We start from the raw sequence: 20249 nt of genomic DNA on the forward strand, positions 1-20249 counted from the left end.
GTCTGTACGATAACCTACCAAGCAATTGCTAGGTAGGGAGCTACGTGAACACAACACCCGGAACCACGCCGGCCGCCCTCATCCGTGCCGTCGGCGAGCACGCGAACGGACTCGCCGTCGTCGACGGCGATACCCGTCTGACCTTCACCCGTCTACACGAGTACGTCCGGGACTTCGCTGCCGCACTCGTGGCCCGCGGATTCCGGCCGGGCGACCGCGCCGCCATCTGGTCCCCCAATACATTCCACTGGGAGATTGCTGCTCTGGGGGTGCACTGGGCGGGCGGCGTCGTCGTTCCCGTCAACACCCGCTACACGGGCAGCGAAGCCGCCGACATCGTCGAACGCGTGAATGCGGCGGCCCTCGTCGTCGCAGGGGAATTCCTCGGCAGCGACCGGTACACCCAGTTGCAGCAGGCAGCACCCGATCTCGCCGTACCCACGGTCGTGCGGGTCCCGCTGGGCGGGAACGACACTCCGTCCTCGGACGTCTTCGACTGGGAGGATTTCCTCGCCCTGGCGACGGACGACCTGCGCGCCGAGGCCGATGCACGCGCAGCAGCGGTGCAGCCCGACGACGTGGCCGACATCCTCTTCACCTCCGGCACCACCGGCCGCAGCAAGGGCGTGCTCAGTGCCCACCGTCAGACCATCGGGGTCGCCGACGCCTGGGGCGACTGTGCGGAGTTGTCGCCCGCCGACAACTACCTGATCATCAATCCGTTCTTCCACAGCTTCGGATACAAGGCCGGTTTCGCCGCGGCCCTTCTCAAGGGCTCCACGGTGGTGCCGATGGCGGTGTTCGACACCGAGAAGGTCATGGAGATCGTGTCGCGGGAGAGCATCAGCGTGCTCCCGGGCGCACCGACGATCTACCAGTCGATCCTCGATCACCCCCGCCGCGACGAGTACGACATGTCCACGCTTCGCATCGCGATCACCGGGGCGGCGCCGGTGCCCGTCGCACTGGTCGAGCGCATGCAGCGCGAACTCAGCTTCGATGCCGTGCTCACCGCGTACGGGCAGACCGAAGCCGTGGTCGCCACGATGTGCCGGACCGACGACGACCCCGTCACGGTCTCCAACTCCTCGGGCCGCGCCACCGCCGGGTTCGAGGTGCGCATCGGCGACAAGGACGAGATCCTGCTCCGCGGACCCAACGTGATGCTCGGCTACCTCGACGACCCCGAGGCCACCGCCGCCACCATCGACGCCGACGGATGGCTCCACACCGGTGACGTGGGAACCCTGGACGACCGGGGTTATCTCGCCATCACCGACCGGCTCAAGGACATGTACATCAGCGGCGGATTCAACGTGTACCCCGCGGAGGTCGAATCGGCTCTGCTGCGCGTCCCGGGTGTGCACGAGGTCGCGGTGATCGGTGTGCCCGACACGCGCATGGGCGAGGTCGGAAGGGCCTTCGTCGTCCCACTGGACGGTCATCGCCCCACGGAGGGCGACATCATCGCGTATGCCAAAGAGAAGCTCGCCAATTTCAAGGTTCCGCGGTCGGTCCGGTTCGTGGACACGCTGCCCCGAAACCCGTCCGGCAAAGTACTGAAAAACGTTTTGCGTGAGGAGAAGTCATGACCGTCCCGTTCGAGCCCGACGTCGTCACCTACGAGGTGCGCGACGGCGTCGCGATCGTCACTCTCAACCGTCCCGACTACCGCAATGCGCAGAACTCGGTCATGACGTACGCACTCGACGCCGCATTCGAGAAGGCGGTCGAGGACGACGAGGTGAAGGTGATCGTGCTCGCCGGCAACGGCAAGCACTTCTCCGCGGGTCACGATCTCGGCACGCCCGGCCGCGACCACCACGTGCACTACGACAACAAGGCCGTCATGTGGTGGGACCACGTGGACAAGGTCGGCGGCGACCAGCGTTACGCACGCGAGATGGAGGTCTACCTGGGGATGTGCCGTCGCTGGCGTGAGATCCCCAAGCCGACCATCGCCTCCGTCCAGGGCGCATGCATCGCCGGTGGCCTCATGCTGGCATGGGTGTGCGACCTGATCGTCGCGTCCGAAGACGCCTTCTTCTCCGATCCGGTCGTGCGCATGGGCATTCCCGGCGTCGAGTACTTCGCGCACCCGTGGATTCTGGGAACGCGGTTCGCCAAGGAGATCCTGTACACCGGCGACCGTTTCAGCGCACAGCGCGCATACGAGGTGGGCATGGTCAGCCGCGTGGTCACGCGCGAGAACCTCGAGTCCGAAACCCTCGCTCTCGCAGCACGTATCGCCGAGATGCCGCGGTTCGGCCTGGCTCTGACCAAGCGTGCGGTGAACCAGTGCGAGGACCAGATGGGCATGCGCAACGGGATGGATTCCGTATTCGGACTGCATCACTTCGCGCACGCGCACAACGCCGAGGTGGGAACCGATTCCCTCGGCGGCATGAATGCCAAGTCGATGGCCGCGAGCGCGCGGCCCGCCCAGGAAGGGTCGAAGTAGTGGACCTCGAACTCGACGACGCCACAGTCGCGTTCCGCGACGAGGTGCGCGCGTTCCTGAAAGAGAACGTGCCCGCGACTCCGCTGAAGTCCATGGACACGGCGGAAGGTTTCGAAGAACACCGTCAGTGGGAACGCACGCTCGCCGATGCGCGGATGTCCGTCGTGTCGTGGCCGACCGAACTCGGTGGCCGCGACGTGAACCTCCAGCAGTGGGTCGTCTTCGAAGAGGAGTACTACCGCGCCGGCGCACCCGGACGCGTCAGCCAGAACGGCATCTTCCTGCTGGCGCCCACGCTCTTCGAACACGCCCACCCCGAGCAACTCGCACGGATCATGCCGCGCATGGCACGGGCCGACGACATCTGGGCGCAGGCCTGGTCCGAGCCGGAATCGGGCAGCGACCTCGCGTCTCTGCGGTCCACCGCGACCCGGGTGGACGGCGGCTGGCTGCTCAACGGACAGAAGACGTGGAGTTCGCGGGCGTCGTACGCCGACATGGGCTTCGGGCTCTTCCGGTCCGACCCCGACGCGCAGCGCCACAAGGGCATCACGTACTACATGTTCGACCTGCGGGCCGAGGGCGTCACCGTCCGTCCCATTCCGCAGCTCGACGGTGAGCCCGGCTTCGCCGAGATCTTCCTCGAGGACGTCTTCGTTCCCGACGACCCCGCGAACCCCGGAGAATCCGGTGTGATCGGTGCCGTGAACGAAGGCTGGCGGGTCGCGATGAGCACCGCCTCCAACGAGCGTGGGCTGTCGCTGCGCTCCCCCGGCCGGTTCCTCGCGGCGACCGACCGGTTGCTGCGCAGCTACCGCGACTCCGGCCTCCACGGCGACACCGCGACGCGCAACCGTGTCGCCGACGCGTGGATCGGTGCGCGCGCATACGAACTGTCGACGTGGGCGACGGTCACCCGGTTGCAGAACGGTGGCCAACTGGGCGCGGAATCGTCGATCAACAAGGTGTTCTGGTCCGACTGGGATATCGCGACGCACGAAACCGCCCTCGAGCTGAAGGGCGCGGACGCCGAGGTCGTCGACGGGTGGACCGACGGTTACCTGTTCTCGCTGTCGGGTCCGATCTACGCGGGCACCAACGAAATCCAGAAGAACGTCATTGCCGAGCGGCTGCTCGGCCTCCCGAGGGGTGACCGATGAGATTCGCACTCGACGAGTCGCACGAAGACTTCGCGTCCAGCATCGACGCGCTGCTCACCAAGTCGGACATGCCTGCGGTGATCCGCGCATGGAACACCGGTGACACCGCTGCCGGTACCGCTGTCTGGCAGCGACTGGCCGACACCGGCGTCAACGGATTGCTCGTTCCCGAGGAACACGACGGTCTCGGTGCCGACGCGGTCGACCTCGTGGTCGCCCTCGAGCAACTCGGACGTCACGCCGTTCCCGGTCCTGTCGTCGAAACAGTCGCGGTGGCGCCGCTGCTGCTCGCTGCGGTCGCCCCGGACCGACTGGGCGCGCTGGCCGGCGGATCGCTCGCCACCGTCGCTTTCGCACCGCACGCCCCGTACGCGGTGGACACCGGGGTCGCCGATCTCGTACTCCACGTCGCCGACGGCACCGTGTCGGTGGGCACCGTGGGCCGGGTACGCGAATCGGTCGACCGGTCGCGCCGCCTGTCCGAGGTGAGCCCGTCCGAGACACTCGGAACGACCGACACGGCCGCTGCGTTCGACGTGGGTGTGCTCGCGTCCGCCGCCCAGCTCCAGGGGCTCGGCCGGACCCTGCTCGACACCACTGTCGAGTACGCCCAGCAGCGCAAGCAGTTCGGCAAGGCGATCGGTTCCTTCCAGGCCATCAAGCACCATTGCGCAGAGGTGGCCGTGGGTCTCGAGATGGCTCGTCCCCTCCTGCACGGGGCTGCCATCGCCGTGCGCGACGGACTGCCGACCGCCTCGCGTGACGTCTCGGCCGCCAAGGTGGCCTGCGGGGACGCCGCATACCGTGCGGCTCGCACCGCGCTCCAGGTTCACGGCGCCATCGGATACACCCAGGAATACGACCTGTCACTGTGGATCACCAAGGTCCGTGCTCTCGTCACCGCGTGGGGCACACCGGACGTGCACCGTGCCCGCGTCGTCGACGCGCTCGAGAAGGCAGAGATCGCAGGAGTGGCATCGTGACGTTCGAAAACGAAGACCGCGCCGCGCTCCGGGAGTCCGTCCGCACTCTCCTCGCGAAGCACTCCGACTCCGCAGCGGTGCGTAAGGCGATGGCGTCGCCCGACGGGTACGACGCCGAACTGTGGAACCGGCTGGTCGAGCAGATCGGCGTCGCGGCACTCGCGGTTCCCGAAGAGTACGACGGTGTCGGCGCCACCCTCGCCGAAACCCACGTCGTACTCGAGGAGCTGGGACGCACTCTCGCACCGTCGCCGTTCCTCGGGTCCGCGGTCCTCGCCGCGCAGGCGCTGTTGCTGTCCGGTGACACCGACGCCGCCGGCAGGTTGCTGCCGGGGATCGCGGCAGGCGAGATCGTGGCCGTGTGCTGGGCATCGAAGTCCGGCTGGGACGTGCCCGGTGTCGCCGCGGACGGTGACATCCTGACAGGCACCGCCCACTACGTGCTCGGCGGCGATGTCGCGCAGGCCCTGCTCGTACTCGCCTCCGACGGCGATTCCGTGTCGCTGTTCGAGGTGGATCCGGCGGCGGAGGGTGTGTCGCGGCGACGGGTCCCGACCATGGATCCCACCCGCACCCTCGCCGAAGTGTCGTTCGAGGGAGTGCGCGGAACACGGTTGTCGTCTCCGGCCGATCTCGTCGACCGGCTGCGGACCGTCGCCGTGATCGCGGTGTCCGCAGAGCAGGTCGGCGCCGCGCAGGCCGCACTCGATCTGACCGTCGAATACGCGAAGAACCGCAAGCAGTTCGGGCGGGTCATCGGGTCGTTCCAGGCTCTCAAGCACCGGATGGCCGACATGTACGCCCTGGTCGAGACCGCGCGCTCGATGTCGCAGGCGGCTGCGTTGTCGCAGGACCCGCAGGATGCGTACGCCGCGAAGGTGTACTGCTCGGAAGCCTTCGAGCAGGTCGCTGCGGAAACGATCCAGCTGCACGGCGGTATCGCCATCACGTGGGAGCACGACGCACAGCTGTACTTCAAGCGTGCCCACGGCACCGCTCAGTTGTTCGGGCCGCCCCGCACCTACCTGCAGGCGATCGCCGGCTGACCGGAACCGGCTACAGGTGTCGCGTCTCGCCGCACCGCGGGGCCGGGCGCGGATGTCCGCGCCCGGCCCTGCGCTGCGGTCGGGCTGCATGTCTCGCGGCAGTGGTTAGCCTGTATGGATGACGACTCCCGACATCACGCTGAATTCCGGAACGACCATCCCGCAGCTCGGCCTGGGAGTGTGGCAGGCCACCGACGAGGAAACCGAGCATGCGGTGCGGTTCGCGCTCGACGAGGCCGGATACCGGCATATCGACACCGCGGCAGCGTACGGAAACGAGGAGGGCGTGGGCCGGGGTATCGCCGCGGCGTCCGTTCCTCGTGAGGACATCTTTCTGACGACGAAGCTGTGGAACGCCGACCAGGGTTACGACCGCGCCCTCGCCGCATTCGACGACAGCCTCGCCCGTCTGGGCACCGACTACGTCGACCTGTACCTCATCCACTGGCCGTTGCAGGACAACGACCGGTTGCTGCGCACGTGGGATGCACTCGAGAAGATCGCCGAGTCGGGGCGGGCCAAGGCCGTCGGCGTCTGCAACTTCGAACCGCATCACCTTCAGCTCCTCGTGGACCGCGGAGGCATGCTTCCCGCGGTGGATCAGGTCGAACTCCACCCTCATCTCCCGCAGCACGAGATCCGCAGCTTCGCGGGCGATCACGGCATCGCCGTCGAGTCGTGGAGCCCCCTCGGCGGGACGAGCAATGCCGGGTGGGGTCCGAACTCGAAGCCGAACACGCTGCTGGTGGACCCGATCATCACGCGAATCGCCGACCGGCACAGCAAGTCACCGGCGCAGGTGCTCATTCGCTGGCACCTGCAGAACGGTCTGATCGTCATTCCGAAGTCGGTGCACGATCTGCGGATCGCGCAGAACATCGACGTGTTCGATTTCGAACTCGACGACCTCGATCTCAGCGAGATCGCGACGCTCGACGACGGCGAGCGAGTCGGCATGCATCCCGACGAGATGAACATGGGCGCCCCCGACTGATCTCTTCCCCTCCGGGACTGGAACGTGTTCTCATTGCTGACACCCGTTCCAGTCTCCGGAGAGGTAGCGATGAGCGACACCACGACCCACCTGATTCAGGGAAGATCGGTCGAGATGCCCGTCGAGGTGCGAACCGCGACCGCATTCATGGGCGTGTTCTCCGTGTCGGCCGACCGCGCGCAGTCGTCGATCGCCTCGACCGGTCTCGAAGTCCTCCGGTACCGGCCGGGGCGGGCGCTGTGCACACTCGTGTTCGTCGACTACATCGACGGCGACCTCGGGCCGTACAACGAATTCGGAGTGTGCTTTCTCGTCCGCGATCACCGGCAGCGCGGGGGCGGCGTGCTCGGCGATCTGAAACAGCTCTCGACCGGCGGCGCGGGCGCGTTGATCCACCACCTGCCGGTGGACGGGGACTTCACGCTCGCAGCGGGCCGCGGCATCTGGGGTTTCCCGAAGACGCTCGCCGAGTTCGACGTCGATCACACGAGCAGCACCAGGCGAGGTTCGGTGAGCGCCGACGGAGCGCTGATCGCCGAACTCACCGTCTCGCCGGGGATCGCAGTGCCCGGCAAGGGAATCGCCGCGTCGCTCGCCGCTTACTCCTGTCTCGACGGGGTGACGCGCCGAACGACCTGGGACATGAACCCCAGCGGAGTGCGCACCCGGCCTGCAGGCGGCACCCTGACCCTCGGGACGCATCCCATCGCCGACGAGTTGCGGTCGCTCGGGTTACCGCGCCGCCCGCTGGTCACGTCGTCCATTCCGGATCTGAAGATGACCTTCGGCAGCGCCACCGAAGTCGGCCCCTAGACCGCAGCGGGTCCGTCGGCACCCTGCAGACCCTCCAGCCGCCGCACCGCATCCTCGAGGTGTTCACCGAGCATGTGGTGCACGTGCTCGGCCGGGGCGGTCCGGATGGCATCACGCAACTCGACGTGCTCGTCGACCTGCACGTGCAGATCCGGGTAAGTGGTCTGGAGGGCACCGAGGCACATACGGGTCTCGACGAGGAGGGTGCGTGCCGCGCGGACGAGGCGCGGGCTCGTCGCACTCGCAACGAGAATTTCGTGGAACCGCTGATCTCCGTCGGACACACCGGCGGGGTCGTCCCGTTCGGCGGCCGCCCGCATGGCGTCGATCGCGGGCGCGAGGTCGCGCCAGGCATGTTCGCGACGACCGTCAAGAATCATGTCGAGGGCGCCCCCTTCGATGACGCGACGGCTCCGATAGATGTCGACCACGTCGTCGAAGGTCAGCTCGGTCACAAAGATTCCGCGGTTGCGGATGCTGTAGAGAAGCCCTTCCGACAGCAGCCGTTGCATCGCTTCCCGAAGCGGTCCACGCGACACCGCGAAGTGCGCCGCCAACTCGGCTTCCCCGAGCTGGGTGCCCGGTGCAAGCGCCCCTTTGACGATCGCCGACCTCAGCTGCTCCGAGATGAGTTCCGCGGTCGACGGACGTGCCACGGGACGGAGATCGTCGAGATCACCGAGCGCCATGATCAGTACCTTCCTCGAACAAAGTGCCCAGTTCCGGGCGCATCACTGTATATCCGGCAAGTCGCAGCCCCTGCCACACGGTTACCTGGTTCGCGGTGAGAACCGGTTTGCCGGCCTGCTTTTCGAGTTCCCGCACGATGCGAAGGGTGTGCATCGCGGTGTCGGGGACGAGAATCGCTTCGGCGTCGGGATGGTCGTTGGCCGCCGCGAGATCGAGCACTTCACCGGGACTCAACGTTCCCACCCGGGCTGCGGTCTCGATGCCCGCGCTGCCGAACGACACCACATCGACTCCGGATTCCCCGAGGAACTCCACGAACAGTTCACCGACGTCGACCGGGTAGCTCGCTACGACCGCGACCCGCGTGATGTCCAGTGCTCGCAGGGCTTCTACGAACGCGAAACTCGTGCTCGACGCCGGCACTCCCCCGGCAGCGGCCGACACTCCGTCGGCCTGAGCGCGTGCTCCGTCCACTCCGTAGACGAAACTTCCCGACGTACAGGCCCATACGACGGAGTCCGGGCCCTTCGCCGCGAGTCGCTGTGCCCCGTCCACGAGCTTCGCGGGGCTGCCCAGGTCGAGCAATTCGGGCACGGCATGAAGGTCGGTGCCGTAGATGTGCGCGACGGGGAAGGCTGCACCGACGAGACCGGCGGCGAACTCGTACTCGTCTTCGGCTGCGTGATCGGGATAGATGATTCCGACCGTCACCGCGGGGTGCTGCGACATCAGAAGACTCCTCTCAGCCATTTGCCCGGTCCGCTCATGGGTAGTTTCATCCGTCCGAGACAGGCCCAGATGGTGAGCTGGTTGGCCGTGAGGACCGGCTTGCCCAGTTCGCGCTCGAGCGGTGCGATGAGGTCATAGGTGGGCAGGTTGGTGCAGCTGACGAAGATCGCCTGGGAGTCGGGGTCGTCCGCCGCGATGATGCGCTCGGCGATGGTGCGGTAGTTGACCTTCCAGATCCCGCCGCCGAGACCGAGGTGGGTGGAACGGACGACGTCGGTGCCTGCTTCCGCCAGGAAGCTGTGCAGGAGCTTGGTCAGCTGCTCGTCGTACGGCGTGATCACCGAGATGCGGGTGAGCTCGAGGTCACGCACCGCTTCGAGCAGCGCCCCCGACGTGGTGACCGCGCAAGGAGCACCGGCATCGCAGATGGCGTCGCGCAGTGTCTTCTCGTATCCGATCCCTTTGATGAAGCTCCCGGAGGTACACAGATAGGCCACGACCTCCGGTTCGACGTGCAGGACGTCGCGCGTCGCAGCCACGAGATGTCGTCTTTCCGAGACCAGTTCGGCCATCTCGAGGCTGACGGGCACCGGCTCGTAGGGGGTGCGCGCCAGATGCAGGCTCACCTCGAGCGGCGCCCAGCGCCACAGTTCTCGTTCCAGCGCGAGATCGAAGGGCGCGATGACGCCCACTCCTCGCTGCAACAGCGGCCCCTCGAATTCGGGGATGTCCAATTCCATACGGTCCCCCGAACGTCACAACTCCGACACTCTCCCTGGCGGGCAAGATTGTTGACAATAATACGATGCGCTCATACGGTGTCAACGTGGAAGCGAACCCGGTCGTGGCAGTGCTTCATGCCGAAGCGCTCCCCGACCCGGCGCGAATGGCTCCGGTGGCAGAGCACGCCACCGTCCGATACACCCGCCGCGACGGTCTTCCCGACGCACTCGACGGAGCAGAAGTCCTGTTCGTCTACGACTTCCGAACCGACGCACTCCCCCACGCGTGGCACGCCGCGAACAGACTCGACTGGATCCACGCTGCCTCGGCCGGTGTCGACCCCCTGATGTTTCCCGAATTGCGCGACAGCGACGTCACGGTCACCAACTCACGCGGGATCTTCGATGCCCCGATCGCCGAATACGTCCTGGCCCAGATCCTTTCGTTCGCCAAGGACATCCCGGAGTCGCTGCGCCTGCAACGGGACCACGTCTGGAAGCACCGCGACTCCGAGCGCATCGCCGGTCGCAGCGTCCTGGTCGTGGGTACCGGGCCCATCGGGCGTGCGATCGCCCGGCTGCTCACCGCCGTGGGGATGAAGGTCAGCGGGTCGGGTCGTCGCGGCCGTGACGACGACCCGGACTTCGGCACCGTCACCGCGACCGAGGATCTCCCCGCGGCGCTTGCGGTGGCCGACTTCGTCGTTCTGGCAGCGCCCCTCACCGACAGCACCCACGGACTGTTCGACGCCGAGATGTTCGCGGCCATGAGACCGGGGGCACGGCTGGTCAACGTCGGGCGTGGCGAACTGGTCCGCACGGACGACCTCGTGGACGCATTGCGGTCGGGCGCCGTCGGAGGAGCCGCCCTCGATGTGGTCGACCCCGAGCCGCTGCCCCCCGATCACCCCCTGTGGGATCTGCCCGGCGTCGTGATCACCCCGCACAATTCGGGTGATTTCTTCGGGTGGCAGGACACACTCGTCGATGCATTCGCCGAAAACTTCCGGCGTTGGAGAGCAGGATCGCCACTCGAGAATGTCGTGGACAAGCGACTCGGTTACGTGCCGAGTTCGTGAGGGACGGTGTGCCGCGCCCGACCGGATCGCGGTAGACCACCGGGACAAGGAGAGCACGATGAACCCCACCGACATGACCGCCGTCGAACTCGTCACCGCGTTCTCCTCGGGTGAGCTGTCTCCGGTGGAAGCGACCCGGTCCGTTCTCGACGAGATCGCCGCGCGCAATGGTGAGATCAACGCGTACTGCCTGGTCGACGAGGAGAAGGCGCTCGCCCAGGCGCGACGCTCCGAGGAGCGTTGGCGCACGGGGTATTCCAAGGGTCTCCTCGACGGCGTGCCCATCTCGATCAAAGACGTGTTCCTCACCGCGGGCTGGCCGACCCTGCGTGGCTCCCAAGCCGTCGACGAAGATCAGCCGTGGGATGTCGACAGCCCGGTGACCGCCCGCTTGCGTGAGGACGGCATGGTGCTCCTCGGAAAGACGACCACACCGGAAATCGCCTGGAAGGCGGTGACCGACTCCGCGTTGTGCGGTGTCACCCGCAATCCCGCCGACACCGGCAAGACCGCGGGCGGCTCGTCGGGCGGGAGCGCCGCGGCCGTCGCCGCCGGGCTGGGGCCGTGCTCGGTGGGCACCGACGGCGGCGGCAGCATCCGGATTCCCGCCGCGTTCTGCGGTGTCGTGGGATTCAAGCCCACACACGGACGGATCCCGCTGTTTCCGGCGAGCCCGTTCGGCCCGCTGGCCCACGCCGGCCCCATCACCCGGACGGTCGAGGACGCCGCGTTGCTCACCGACATACTTTCGCTTCCGGACCACCGCGATCCCACGGCGCTCGCACCCCCTCTCACGACGTTCAGGAGCGCGCTCGCGCGGGAGGTTCTCGGCATGGGCGTGGCCTATTCGAAGACGCTCGGATACGTGACGGTCGATCCCGAGGTCGGTGACATCGTCGACGCCGCCGTCCGGAAACTCGACGAAGCAGGACTGCCCGTGACCGAAGCGGACCCGGGCTTCGACGACCCTCTCGCGGCGTTCGAGATCATGTGGTCCGCCGGCGCAGCGGCGATGCTGGCGACGTTTCCCCAGGGCACGCGCGACAAGGTGGACCCAGGTCTGGGTGAGATCTGGGAACGCGGCGAGCAGGTCCGCGCCGTCGACTATCTGGACGCACGAGCGGTCGCGACCGCGCTCGGAATCACAATGGGTCTCTTCCACCAGACGCACAACGTGCTTCTCACCCCGACCGTGCCGATCCCCGCGTTCGAGGCGGGTCACGACGTCCCGCCCGGTTCCCCCGCGAGCGGGTGGCCGCAGTGGACGCCGTTCACGTACCCGTTCAATCTCACGCAGCAACCGGCGATCAGCATTCCGGTGGGCACGACAGCCGGGGGCCTGCCGGTGGGGCTGCAGATCGTCGGGCCACGTCATTCCGACGACCTGCTGCTCGCCGTCGCCCGCTTCGCCGAACACACGTTGAGCTAGCGCAATCAGGGCACGAGGACGTAGCGCCCGCGTACGCCTCCGGCGGCGACGGCACGATGGGCCTCGGCGGCGTTGTCCAGCGGCACGGCCGCGTGCACGCGCGCAGGCAGTACACCGGAAGCGGCTCGGGCCAGCAGGTCGCTCAGACGTGCCGCGTCGGGATACGTTTCCACAGCGGAGGCGGAGATCCCGCGTTCCGCGGCCGGGACGGCGTTCGGCTTCACGCCGACGAACTTCCCACCGCCGCGGACCAGCGCAAGTGCTTCTTCCTGCATCGAGGCAGCGTCGGCGACCGCGTCCCAGCCCGGTTCCGCGTGCGACACGAATCCGGCACCCAGGCCGCGGACGAACTTCTCGTCGTCGGGCCGGCCGAGACCGGTGGCGTCCCAGCCACGCTCTGCGGCGAGCGCAACGAGGTATCCCCCGACCAGCCCGCCCGCGCCGGTTACGAGCAGGCGGTTTCCGTCTGCGGGCGCGTCGTCGAGCAGGTCGAGCATCTGCGCTGCCGCCAATCCGTTGACGGGCACCGTGGCGGCTTCGAGCAGGTCGAGATCGTCCGGCACGACCGCGAGCGCCGTCACAGGCACGACGAGTTGCTCGGCGTACGTGCCGTAGTCGCGGTCGAATCCTCCGACCATGCCGGCGACGCGAGTGCCGGCCGCCAGATCCACACCCTCCCCGCGTTCGAGCACAGTGCCGGCGAAGTCCCATCCCAGACCCGTGTGCCCGGGTTGGTCGATCATGCCGATGCTGTGGAAGAAGCCACCGGCGACTCCGAGGTCGACAGGGTTCACCGGTGCGCCCGCAATTGCCACCCGGACCTGTCCGGGCCCCGGGCTCACCACCGGAACGTCGATGATCTCGATGGAGTCGGGCCCGCTGGGAACACGCACCACTGCGGTGCGGAATGTCGTGCTGTTCATCGATCTGCTCCCCACTACTTGTTTCGAATTGCCCTCCGCTTCATCATTGGCAGGTAGCTCTCCGACGGGAAGTACGCACTCGAAAGTGCGTATGCCACCCACCGGTAGGAAGGAGGCACTCATGCCGACGATGACGGCAGCGCAGAAGCGGGCGCGAGTGCAGGCAGAATACGACGCATTCCTCGCGGAGTGCCCCAGCCGTCAACTGCTCGCGCGTATTTCGGACAAATGGGTGGCCTTGATCCTCGCCGCCCTCGGGAGCGACGGCCCCGCCGGACCCGGTACCGAATGCACAGGCGAACCACGGGCGATGCGCTATTCCGAGCTCTCCCGCAGGCTCGCGGGCGTGAGCCAGAAGATGCTCACGCAGACACTGCGATCACTCGAGCGCGACGGCCTGCTGACCCGGACAGTCGTCCCGACCGTGCCGGTCACTGTCACCTACGAGCTCACCGAGCTCGGACTCTCTCTCCATCGGGTGATTCTCGGCATCAAGGTGTGGGCGGAGGCGCATATGGACGAAGTGCTCGAGCACCGCGAAGAGTACGACGCCGGCTGACCGTCTACGGCCGGCCGGGGAATGGGGTCAGGCGCGGGCGAACGTGAGTGTTTCTCCCACTGTGCCCTCGGTCCACAGGTCGTTGCATGCCACCGCCAGGGCCGGCAGCCCGTCCTCGATGGTGGCAAACACGCTGCCCGGCACCCATCCCACGTCCCCGTTCAGAAGCAGGTTGTTCCGCCCGTAGAACAGCGCCAGGTCGGTGGCGCCCTGCGCTGCGTGCGCCTCCGATCCGGGTTCGTATCCGTACGCGGAGTTTCCGATCTCCCACGGTTCGAAATCGAACAGGCACACGTCTCCAGGAATGGGTGTCACCGTCGGGTTCTCCCGCCGCGGGGCGGCGGTGATCCGCGGAACGAGCGTGTACACCTCGTTGCGAGCGTACTTCGCGTGGAATGCAGAGCCGTTCTGCGGGAGTGTATTCCACACCGCCTCACACGTGAGCGGCGCCTCCGCATCGAGGAGGCGGGCACGGCAGGAGACGCCGCGCTTGTCGAGCGAGATTGTGATGAACCGGGCCACGGAATCTCCTTCGTACGTGCGACGTCAGACCTCGGCGAGAACCTCCGACCAGATATCGAGCGCCTCCTCCGTCTGCTCTCCTGTCACGATCAACGGTGGGATCATGCGTACCACGTTCATGTAGGGACCGCATGTCAACAGCAACAAGCCTTTTCGTGCGGCAGCCTGTTGCGCAGCCGTCGCGCGATCGCGGTCGGGGGCGCCGTCCGTATCGACGAATTCGGATCCCACCATGAGGCCGAGTCCTCGGACGTCACCGACTGCGACCGTCGCCCGCTCGTGCGCACCCGCCAGCAATTCGGTACCCCGGGCCGCCGCATTCGCCACAAGTCCTTCCTTCTCGATCACCTCGAGGGTCGCCACCGCCGCCGCGCACGAGACCGCATTGGCTCCGTAGGTGCCACCCTGCGATCCCGGGCGGGCACGCGACATCAGTTCTTCCGACGCCGCAATCCCGGACAGGGGAAATCCGCTCGCGAGCCCCTTCGCCATCGTGATCACGTCCGGACGAACGCCGAAGTGCTGGTGTCCGAAGAACTTTCCGGTTCGTCCGAATCCGGTTTGGATCTCGTCGAAGACGAGGAGGATGCCGTATCTGTCGGCGCGCTCCCGCAGGCCCTGGAAGAAGCGCGTGTTTCCGGGGACGTAACCACCCTCGCCGAGAACGGGTTCGACGACGAATGCCGCGGTTTCGTCGGGCGCGGTGACCGTTGTGAACAGGTAGTCCAGCTCTCGCAACGCGAAATCCGTTGCCTCGTCCTCACTCCAGCCGTACCGGTAGGCGGTGGGAAAGGGTGCGATGTGCACACCTCCCATCAGCGGGGAGAAGCCGGCCGAGAACCGGGTACCCGAAGTCGTCATGGAGGCGGCAGCGACCGTCCGGCCGTGGAACCCGCCGTGGAAGACGACCACGTTGGGGCGACCCGTCGCTTGCCGGACCAGACGCAGCGCGGCTTCGACGGCTTCGCTTCCGGAATTGGCGAAGAAGAGGGAATCGAGACCTTCGGGCAGCACCGGACCGAGTGCGTCGACGAGTTCGAGCAGGGGCCGGTGCATGACGGTCGTGTACTGACCGTGGATCAGGGTGCCGGCTTGCCGCCGCGCCGCCTCGACGACATGCGGATGACAGTGCCCGGTACTCGTGACACCGATGCCTGCGGTGAAATCGAGGTAGCGGCGCCCCTCACTGTCGTACAGGTAGCAACCGGACGCGTGGTCGACGGTGACCGGGGTGGCTTGAAGAAGAAGTGGTGACAGTCGTGCCATGAGGGCCCTCCCGGGATGCACCTACCGAATTCGGGCACTTTCCGTTGTCAGATTGTCGACAATATGCATAACATGAGCGCACGCCGAAGGCAACGGTATGCGGGGCAACCCGCCTCGGGAACAGTGAGCGCGGTTCCGAGACAGTGCCCGATCCGCTGCCCGGCGACGCCGCTTCGCCGCGCCCAGAGTTTCGCCGGGGTGCCTGGAGGGAATGCCCTCAGCGACAACAGCGCCGACCGATGAGGTAATGATGATTACGCACAATGAACTCGATACCCTCGCTCGTGCCACCGCGTACGGTCCGGACGGCACCAAGCTCGGAAAAGTCGGCGAGGTGTATCTCGACAACCGAAGCGGCGAACCGGGCTGGATCACCGTCGTGACCGGACTGTTCGGTACCCGCCGACACTTCGTCCCTGTGGACGAAGCAACCCTCGACAGAACGGGAGTGCACGTTCCCTTCGACAAGGACACCGTGACAGGGGCGCCCAACGTCGAGGAGAACGGCGAGCTCACTCCGCTCGAGGAAGACGAACTGTACCGCTACTACAGCCGGTCTCACGGAAACGATTCGACGTCCGCCGACGCGAATCGCACGAATCGAAGCGCGGACGCCGGGCGCACCGGTGACACCAGCCGATTCGGAGATACCGACCGGTCCGGCACGCTGCCCCCGGATGCAGCGCGCGAAGGTATCGCCGGCGACTACCGTCCGTCGCACGACACCCAGCGCGACGATTCGCTCCAGCACTCGGTTCCCGGCAACACCGCCACCACCCCCTCGGGCACCGCACGCGGCATGTCCGAATCGGGCGAGCACACCGCAGGGGCCCCGTCGCAGGGCACGTCGGGCATCGGATCTGCGGGGCACTCCCACAACCCCGCTCCCGGCACCCTCTCCACCCCTACTTCGGGCACGCATTCTGCACCCGACACGCACTCCACCTCGGGCACGCACTCCACGCACGGCACGCATGCCGCGCCGGACGCTCGTACCACGCCGGACGTGCACGCGGGCCACACCAGCACGGATTCCCGCGTCACCGGCACACCGGACACCCCCTCCACGACCGATCACGGTCCCGGCCAGGAGAGCAAGAGCCACGGAAGTGGCGGCGAGCCGCGCAAGCCGCGCCTGGTGAAGCGTGTGGTGACGACGGAGTACTACGAGGAGACTCCGGACGATTCCACCCAGTCCTGAGCAATACAGTCCCGAGCGGTCGTTCCGGTCCTGAGTGATCGACCCACCGGGCGAGCGCAGAGACGAAAGAGGGCGCCGGCCCGGGGATTCGTTCCCGGAACCGGCGCCCTCCCGTCGGCTCTACAGCCAGGTGTCTTCGGACGCGGTGGTGAGAAACGCTTCGAGGTCGTCGCGCCACGGCGCGGGCACCGTCTTTTCGGGCTCGATGCCCGTGTATTGGCCCCGGTAGAACAGCAGCGGACGTTCCTTCTCGTCCCGCACCTCGCTGAGCGAGGCGACCCTGCCGAACACCACCCAATGGTCGCCACCGTCGTGAACCGTCTCCACGGTGCAATCGATGTGGGCGAGCGAACCGGTCAGGATCGGCGATCCCGACTCCGACCGAGTCCAGTCGATACCTGCGAACTTGTCGGGTTCGCGGGAGCCGAACCGGGCGCAGGTCTCCTGCTGTTCCTCGGCGAGCACATTGACGCAGAAGCGACCGGAGTTCTCGATGGCTCCCCACGACCGCGACTGCTTGGTCGGGCAGAACAGCACGAGCGGCGGGTCGAGCGACAACGCAGCGAACGACTGGCACGCGAACCCGACGGGTTCGTCGCCGTCCATGGTGGTGATGATGGTGACGCCGGTGCAGAACTGTCCGAGAACGGTACGGAATGCCTTCGGGTCGATCGCACCCCCGGCGTCGCCGACCGGCACGGTCACGGCTGCATCCCCACCGAAAAGTCGTGGCCCCACAGGCTCACCGCGGTGGATTCGCGGGCGATCCAGCCTTCATCCTCGACTTGGAGCCCCTCACAACCGAATTCGATGTCGAACCCGCCCGGCGTCTTCATGTAGAAGGACAACATCTTGTCGTTGACGTGCCTGCCGAGAGTCGCAGACATCTTGACGTTCTTGCGCAGTGCACGATCGAGGCCGAGCCCCACGTCGTCGGAGTTCTCGACCTCGATCATGAGGTGAACGATGCCGCTCGGAGTCGGCATCGGCATGAACGCGAGACTGTGGTGACGCGGGTTGCACCCGAAGAACCGGAGCCACGCCGGATCGCCGTCGGCGGGCCGGCCGACGATCTGCGGGGGCAGACGCATGGAATCGCGGAGGCGGAACCCGAGCACGTCGCGGTAGAACCGCAGCGATTCCTCGTCGTCCCGCGTGGAGAGCACGACGTGGCCGAGACCCTGTTCCCCGGTGACGAACCGGTGCCCGTAGGGGCTCACCACCCTGCGGTGCTCCAGCGCCGCGCCCTGGAACACCTCGAGGGTGTTGTCCGACGGGTCCTGGAAGGTGATCAGTTCGACGACGCGCCGATCTGCCAGTTGTTCGGCTGTACCTTCCTTGAACGGAACCCCGGCGGCCGAGAGATTGTCGCGAACCTGTTGAAGCTCTGCGGCATTCGCGGTCTCCCACCCCGAGACGAGAAGGCGGTCGGACTCGTGGGGTTCGATCACCAGTCGCGCGGGAAAATCGTCCATCCGCAGGTACAGGGCGTCGGAGTCCGAACCCTTGCCCTCGACCATGCCGAGGACCTTGAGCCCGTACTCACGCCACGCGCCCATGTCGGTCGCGCCGATGCGAAGGTACGCCAGGGAGCGGATGGTCATGACTTGTCTCCGTCCGTCAGAAAGTCCGCGGTGAGCCTGTTGAATTCGTCGAACTTCTCGAGCTGCGCCCAGTGTCCGCAGCCACCGAAGACGTGCAGTTGTGCGCGCGGAATCATCTTCAACGCGACCAGCGCGCCGTCGAGGGGGTTGACCCGGTCCTCACGACCCCAGATGAGCAGGACACGCTGGCGCAGTTTGTAGGCGTCGCGCCACAGCATTCCCTTCTCGAATTCTCCGCTGGAGAAGGACTTGCCCATCGCTCTGGCCGCGGCCAGAGATTCCGGGGTGCTCGCGGCGGCGAATCGTTCCTCGACGAGTTCCGGCGTGATCAGCGACTGATCGAACACCATTATCCGCAGGAATGCCTCGAGGTTCTCCCGGGTCGGCTCGTAACTGAACTTGCCGAGGTTCTTCACACCCTCGGTGGGGTCGGGTGCGAACAGGTTGACGCTCAACCCTCCGGGGCCCATCAACACGAGCCTGCCGGCGCGATCGGGGTAGTCGAGTGCGAACCGCACCGCCGCGCCGCCGCCGAGCGAATTGCCCAGCAGGTGCACGCGACCGGTCACGCCGAGGGTGTCGAGCAGATCCGCCAGCGCCGACGCACTGTGCACGAAGTACTGCGGATGTTCGGTGGGCTTGTCCGAACGACCGTAACCCGGCTGGTCGACGGCGAGAACATGGAACTGCCGGGCGAGTACCGGAATGTTCTTCGCGAAGTTCGACCACGACGACGCCCCAGGGCCCCCGCCGTGCAGCAACACGATCGTGGTGTCGTGACCGACCCCGGCCTCGTGGTAGTGCAGGCGCAGATCGTCGCGGACCTGCGCGAACCGGGAGGTCGACTCGTAGGTGATCTCTTCTGTTGCAGTCACGGGCGTTCCTAGACCATCGTGTCGGTGAGCGGGAGACCGAATTCGGCGGCGCCGAACATCACGTACGCGCGTTCGGCATCGTTGGCAGCGTGCACGCGGCCGGCATGCGCGTCGCGCCAGAACCGCTGGATCGGTGTCCCGTTGGCGAGGGCGGTGGCTCCGGAGTTCTCGAAGAGCCGGTCGATCGAGGCGATCGCACGACCGGTCGCGCGGACCTGGTCGCGGCGTGCCCGCAGCCGGATCTCCATCGGAACGTCTTCCCCTCGCAGGAGGCAGGCATATTCGTCCGCGACGTTGCCCGAGAGCTGGCGCCACGCCGCATCGATGTCGCTCGACGCCTCGGCGATACGGATCTTGGCGAACGGGTCGTCCTTGGCCTTCTCACCGGCGTAGGCGGCGCGGACACGCTTGCCCTGGTGCTCGACGTGAGCGTCGTACGCGCCGTACGCCATTCCCACGATCGGAGCCGAAATGGTCGTGGGGTGGATGGTGCCCCAAGGCATCTTGTAGACGGGGGCGGTGTTCTGCTCGAGACCGGGCGAGGCGAGTTCGTTCATCGTCTTGAAGCTGAGGAAGCGATGACGCGGCACGACGGCATCTTTGACGACGATGGTGTTCGAGCCGGTCCCGCGCAGTCCGACCACGTTCCACACGTCGTCGACCTCGTACTCGGACCGGGGAATGAGGAAGCTGCCGAAGTCGACCGGACGACCGTCCTTGATCACGGGCCCGCCGACGACCACCCAGCTCGCGTGGTCACATCCGGATGACCACGCCCAGGCACCGTTGACCTTGTAACCACCGTCGACGACCTCACCCGCACCCATCGGGGCGTACGACGAAGAGATCCGGACGTCGGGATCCTCGCCCCACACGTCTTCCTGCGCCTGCTGGCCGAACAGCGCGAGGTGCCAGTTGTGAACACCGATGATGCCGGAGACCCAGCCGGTGGACCCGCACGCGCTCGCGATATTGCGTACCGCGGTGTAGAAGGTCACCGGGTCTGCTTCATAGCCACCCCACTGCGCGGGTTGCAGCAACCTGAAGAAGCCGGCTTCCTGGAGCGCCTTCACCGAGTCGTCGGGCACGCGGCGCAGATCCTCGGCCTCCTGCGCGCGTTCGCGCAGGGTGGGCAGCAGTGCGTCGATGCGCTGCAGTACCTCGTGGCTGTCGTGGTCACCCACTGGACGCTC

The 20249-nt window shown here is 66.8% G+C and carries 21 protein-coding genes; 11 read left to right on the forward strand and 10 right to left on the reverse strand.

The features are described from left to right. The first annotated feature begins 44 nt into the window (after positions 1–44). The 7 genes from RDCOP1_RS16010 to RDCOP1_RS16040 all read left to right on the forward strand — a co-directional run bounded on the left by RDCOP1_RS16010 (position 45) and on the right by RDCOP1_RS16040 (position 7457). A complete protein-coding gene (locus tag RDCOP1_RS16010) occupies positions 45–1592 on the forward strand; it encodes a FadD3 family acyl-CoA ligase (protein ID WP_072702379.1) in 1548 nt (515 codons plus the stop codon). Continuing rightward, positions 1589–2461 (forward strand): enoyl-CoA hydratase, encoded by an 873-nt coding sequence (locus tag RDCOP1_RS16015; RefSeq protein WP_072702382.1) that lies wholly within the window; start codon positions 1589–1591, stop codon positions 2459–2461. The genes RDCOP1_RS16010 and RDCOP1_RS16015 overlap by 4 nt, the downstream gene beginning before the upstream one ends. Continuing rightward, a complete protein-coding gene (locus tag RDCOP1_RS16020; RefSeq protein ID WP_072702385.1) occupies positions 2461–3621 on the forward strand; it encodes an acyl-CoA dehydrogenase family protein in 1161 nt (386 codons plus the stop codon). Before RDCOP1_RS16015 ends, RDCOP1_RS16020 begins: the two co-directional genes overlap by 1 nt. Beyond that, entirely contained in the window at positions 3618–4604 is a 987-nt protein-coding gene (locus RDCOP1_RS16025) for an acyl-CoA dehydrogenase family protein (RefSeq protein ID WP_072702388.1), read from the forward strand. The genes RDCOP1_RS16020 and RDCOP1_RS16025 overlap by 4 nt, the downstream gene beginning before the upstream one ends. Beyond that, complete coding sequence (locus tag RDCOP1_RS16030; protein WP_072702391.1) at positions 4601–5650, forward strand: acyl-CoA dehydrogenase family protein; 1050 nt, start codon at positions 4601–4603, stop codon at positions 5648–5650. Before RDCOP1_RS16025 ends, RDCOP1_RS16030 begins: the two co-directional genes overlap by 4 nt. Positions 5651–5768: 118 nt before the next feature. Next, entirely contained in the window at positions 5769–6644 is an 876-nt protein-coding gene (locus RDCOP1_RS16035) for an aldo/keto reductase (protein ID WP_072702394.1), read from the forward strand. A gap of 69 nt (positions 6645–6713) precedes the next feature. Continuing rightward, positions 6714–7457, forward strand: coding sequence for an acetoacetate decarboxylase family protein (locus RDCOP1_RS16040; protein WP_072702397.1), 744 nt, complete (start codon positions 6714–6716; stop codon positions 7455–7457). Here RDCOP1_RS16040 and RDCOP1_RS16045 read toward each other — a convergent pair. Genes RDCOP1_RS16045 through RDCOP1_RS16055 form a run of 3 tightly spaced genes read right to left on the reverse strand, consistent with a single transcriptional unit; the run spans position 7454 to position 9616 of the window. Continuing rightward, positions 7454–8146 (reverse strand): GntR family transcriptional regulator, encoded by a 693-nt coding sequence (locus RDCOP1_RS16045; protein WP_072702400.1) that lies wholly within the window; start codon positions 8144–8146, stop codon positions 7454–7456. The two genes, RDCOP1_RS16040 and RDCOP1_RS16045, sit on opposite strands and share 4 nt — an antisense overlap. Continuing rightward, positions 8133–8876 carry a maleate cis-trans isomerase family protein gene (locus tag RDCOP1_RS16050; RefSeq protein WP_072702403.1) on the reverse strand — a complete coding sequence of 248 codons (744 nt, stop codon included), beginning with the start codon at positions 8874–8876 and terminating at the stop codon, positions 8133–8135. The genes RDCOP1_RS16045 and RDCOP1_RS16050 overlap by 14 nt, the downstream gene beginning before the upstream one ends. After that, a complete protein-coding gene (locus RDCOP1_RS16055) occupies positions 8876–9616 on the reverse strand; it encodes a maleate cis-trans isomerase family protein (protein WP_072702406.1) in 741 nt (246 codons plus the stop codon). Before RDCOP1_RS16055 ends, RDCOP1_RS16050 begins: the two co-directional genes overlap by 1 nt. 86 nt (positions 9617–9702) lie before the next feature. Between RDCOP1_RS16055 and RDCOP1_RS16060 the strand changes: the two genes are divergently transcribed. Both RDCOP1_RS16060 and RDCOP1_RS16065 read left to right on the forward strand, forming a co-directional pair. Continuing rightward, complete coding sequence (locus tag RDCOP1_RS16060) at positions 9703–10677, forward strand: D-2-hydroxyacid dehydrogenase (RefSeq protein ID WP_111731601.1); 975 nt, start codon at positions 9703–9705, stop codon at positions 10675–10677. Between the two features lie 58 nt (positions 10678–10735). Next, on the forward strand, positions 10736–12106 hold the full coding sequence (locus RDCOP1_RS16065; RefSeq protein ID WP_072702412.1) for an amidase: 1371 nt from the start codon (positions 10736–10738) through the stop codon (positions 12104–12106). 5 nt (positions 12107–12111) lie between these two features. Here RDCOP1_RS16065 and RDCOP1_RS16070 read toward each other — a convergent pair whose 3' ends face one another. Further along, positions 12112–13029, reverse strand: coding sequence for an NADP-dependent oxidoreductase (locus RDCOP1_RS16070; protein ID WP_072702415.1), 918 nt, complete (start codon positions 13027–13029; stop codon positions 12112–12114). 121 nt (positions 13030–13150) lie between these two features. On the opposite strand from RDCOP1_RS16070, the gene RDCOP1_RS16075 reads away from it, so the two are divergent. After that, on the forward strand, positions 13151–13588 hold the full coding sequence (locus RDCOP1_RS16075; RefSeq protein ID WP_072702748.1) for a winged helix-turn-helix transcriptional regulator: 438 nt from the start codon (positions 13151–13153) through the stop codon (positions 13586–13588). 27 nt (positions 13589–13615) lie between these two features. Here the strand turns inward: RDCOP1_RS16075 and RDCOP1_RS16080 are convergent, their stop codons facing one another. After that, on the reverse strand, positions 13616–14110 hold the full coding sequence (locus RDCOP1_RS16080) for a DUF3830 family protein (RefSeq protein WP_072702418.1): 495 nt from the start codon (positions 14108–14110) through the stop codon (positions 13616–13618). Between the two features lie 24 nt (positions 14111–14134). Then, positions 14135–15376: an aspartate aminotransferase family protein gene (locus RDCOP1_RS16085; RefSeq protein WP_072702421.1), complete on the reverse strand. Its 1242-nt coding sequence runs from the start codon at positions 15374–15376 to the stop codon at positions 14135–14137. A gap of 250 nt (positions 15377–15626) precedes the next feature. Here RDCOP1_RS16085 and RDCOP1_RS16090 point away from each other — a divergent pair, with 250 nt between their 5' ends. After that, on the forward strand, positions 15627–16577 hold the full coding sequence (locus tag RDCOP1_RS16090) for a PRC-barrel domain-containing protein (RefSeq protein WP_111731677.1): 951 nt from the start codon (positions 15627–15629) through the stop codon (positions 16575–16577). A 120-nt stretch (positions 16578–16697) separates the two neighbouring features. On the opposite strand, the gene hsaB is transcribed toward RDCOP1_RS16090, so the two are convergent. From hsaB to hsaA, 4 genes are read right to left on the reverse strand one after another with little or no spacing between them, the layout of a single operon-like run. Next, a complete protein-coding gene (gene hsaB / locus RDCOP1_RS16095; RefSeq protein WP_072702431.1) occupies positions 16698–17282 on the reverse strand; it encodes a 3-hydroxy-9,10-secoandrosta-1,3,5(10)-triene-9,17-dione monooxygenase reductase subunit in 585 nt (194 codons plus the stop codon). Further along, complete coding sequence (hsaC, locus tag RDCOP1_RS16100; protein WP_072702434.1) at positions 17279–18181, reverse strand: iron-dependent extradiol dioxygenase HsaC; 903 nt, start codon at positions 18179–18181, stop codon at positions 17279–17281. Before hsaC ends, hsaB begins: the two co-directional genes overlap by 4 nt. Beyond that, positions 18178–19056 (reverse strand): 4,5:9,10-diseco-3-hydroxy-5,9,17-trioxoandrosta-1(10),2-diene-4-oate hydrolase, encoded by an 879-nt coding sequence (gene hsaD, locus RDCOP1_RS16105; RefSeq protein ID WP_072702437.1) that lies wholly within the window; start codon positions 19054–19056, stop codon positions 18178–18180. The genes hsaC and hsaD overlap by 4 nt, the downstream gene beginning before the upstream one ends. Positions 19057–19064: 8 nt before the next feature. After that, positions 19065–20240 carry a 3-hydroxy-9,10-secoandrosta-1,3,5(10)-triene-9,17-dione monooxygenase oxygenase subunit gene (gene hsaA / locus RDCOP1_RS16110; protein WP_072702440.1) on the reverse strand — a complete coding sequence of 392 codons (1176 nt, stop codon included), beginning with the start codon at positions 20238–20240 and terminating at the stop codon, positions 19065–19067. Between the last annotated feature and the right edge of the window lie 9 nt (positions 20241–20249).

The sequence above is a fragment of the Rhodococcus coprophilus NBRC 100603 genome, assembly GCF_001895045.1.
Classification (GTDB): Bacteria; Actinomycetota; Actinomycetes; order Mycobacteriales; family Mycobacteriaceae; genus Rhodococcus; species Rhodococcus coprophilus.

Bases quoted from the DNA above. Each gene is read 5' to 3' on its own strand.
- RDCOP1_RS16055 (WP_072702406.1), bottom strand. From the start codon at position 9,616: ATGGAATTGGACATCCCCGAATTCGAGGGGCCGCTGTTGCAGCGAGGA.
- RDCOP1_RS16065 (WP_072702412.1), top strand. From the start codon at position 10,736: ATGAACCCCACCGACATGACCGCCGTCGAACTCGTCACCGCGTTCTCC.
- RDCOP1_RS16090 (WP_111731677.1), top strand. From the start codon at position 15,627: ATGATTACGCACAATGAACTCGATACCCTCGCTCGTGCCACCGCGTAC.
- RDCOP1_RS16045 (WP_072702400.1), bottom strand. From the start codon at position 8,146: ATGGCGCTCGGTGATCTCGACGATCTCCGTCCCGTGGCACGTCCGTCG.
- RDCOP1_RS16050 (WP_072702403.1), bottom strand. From the start codon at position 8,876: ATGTCGCAGCACCCCGCGGTGACGGTCGGAATCATCTATCCCGATCAC.
- RDCOP1_RS16085 (WP_072702421.1), bottom strand. From the start codon at position 15,376: ATGGCACGACTGTCACCACTTCTTCTTCAAGCCACCCCGGTCACCGTC.
- RDCOP1_RS16035 (WP_072702394.1), top strand. From the start codon at position 5,769: ATGACGACTCCCGACATCACGCTGAATTCCGGAACGACCATCCCGCAG.
- RDCOP1_RS16075 (WP_072702748.1), top strand. From the start codon at position 13,151: ATGCCGACGATGACGGCAGCGCAGAAGCGGGCGCGAGTGCAGGCAGAA.
- RDCOP1_RS16070 (WP_072702415.1), bottom strand. From the start codon at position 13,029: ATGAACAGCACGACATTCCGCACCGCAGTGGTGCGTGTTCCCAGCGGG.
- RDCOP1_RS16015 (WP_072702382.1), top strand. From the start codon at position 1,589: ATGACCGTCCCGTTCGAGCCCGACGTCGTCACCTACGAGGTGCGCGAC.
- hsaC (WP_072702434.1), bottom strand. From the start codon at position 18,181: ATGACCATCCGCTCCCTGGCGTACCTTCGCATCGGCGCGACCGACATG.
- RDCOP1_RS16040 (WP_072702397.1), top strand. From the start codon at position 6,714: ATGAGCGACACCACGACCCACCTGATTCAGGGAAGATCGGTCGAGATG.
- RDCOP1_RS16025 (WP_072702388.1), top strand. From the start codon at position 3,618: ATGAGATTCGCACTCGACGAGTCGCACGAAGACTTCGCGTCCAGCATC.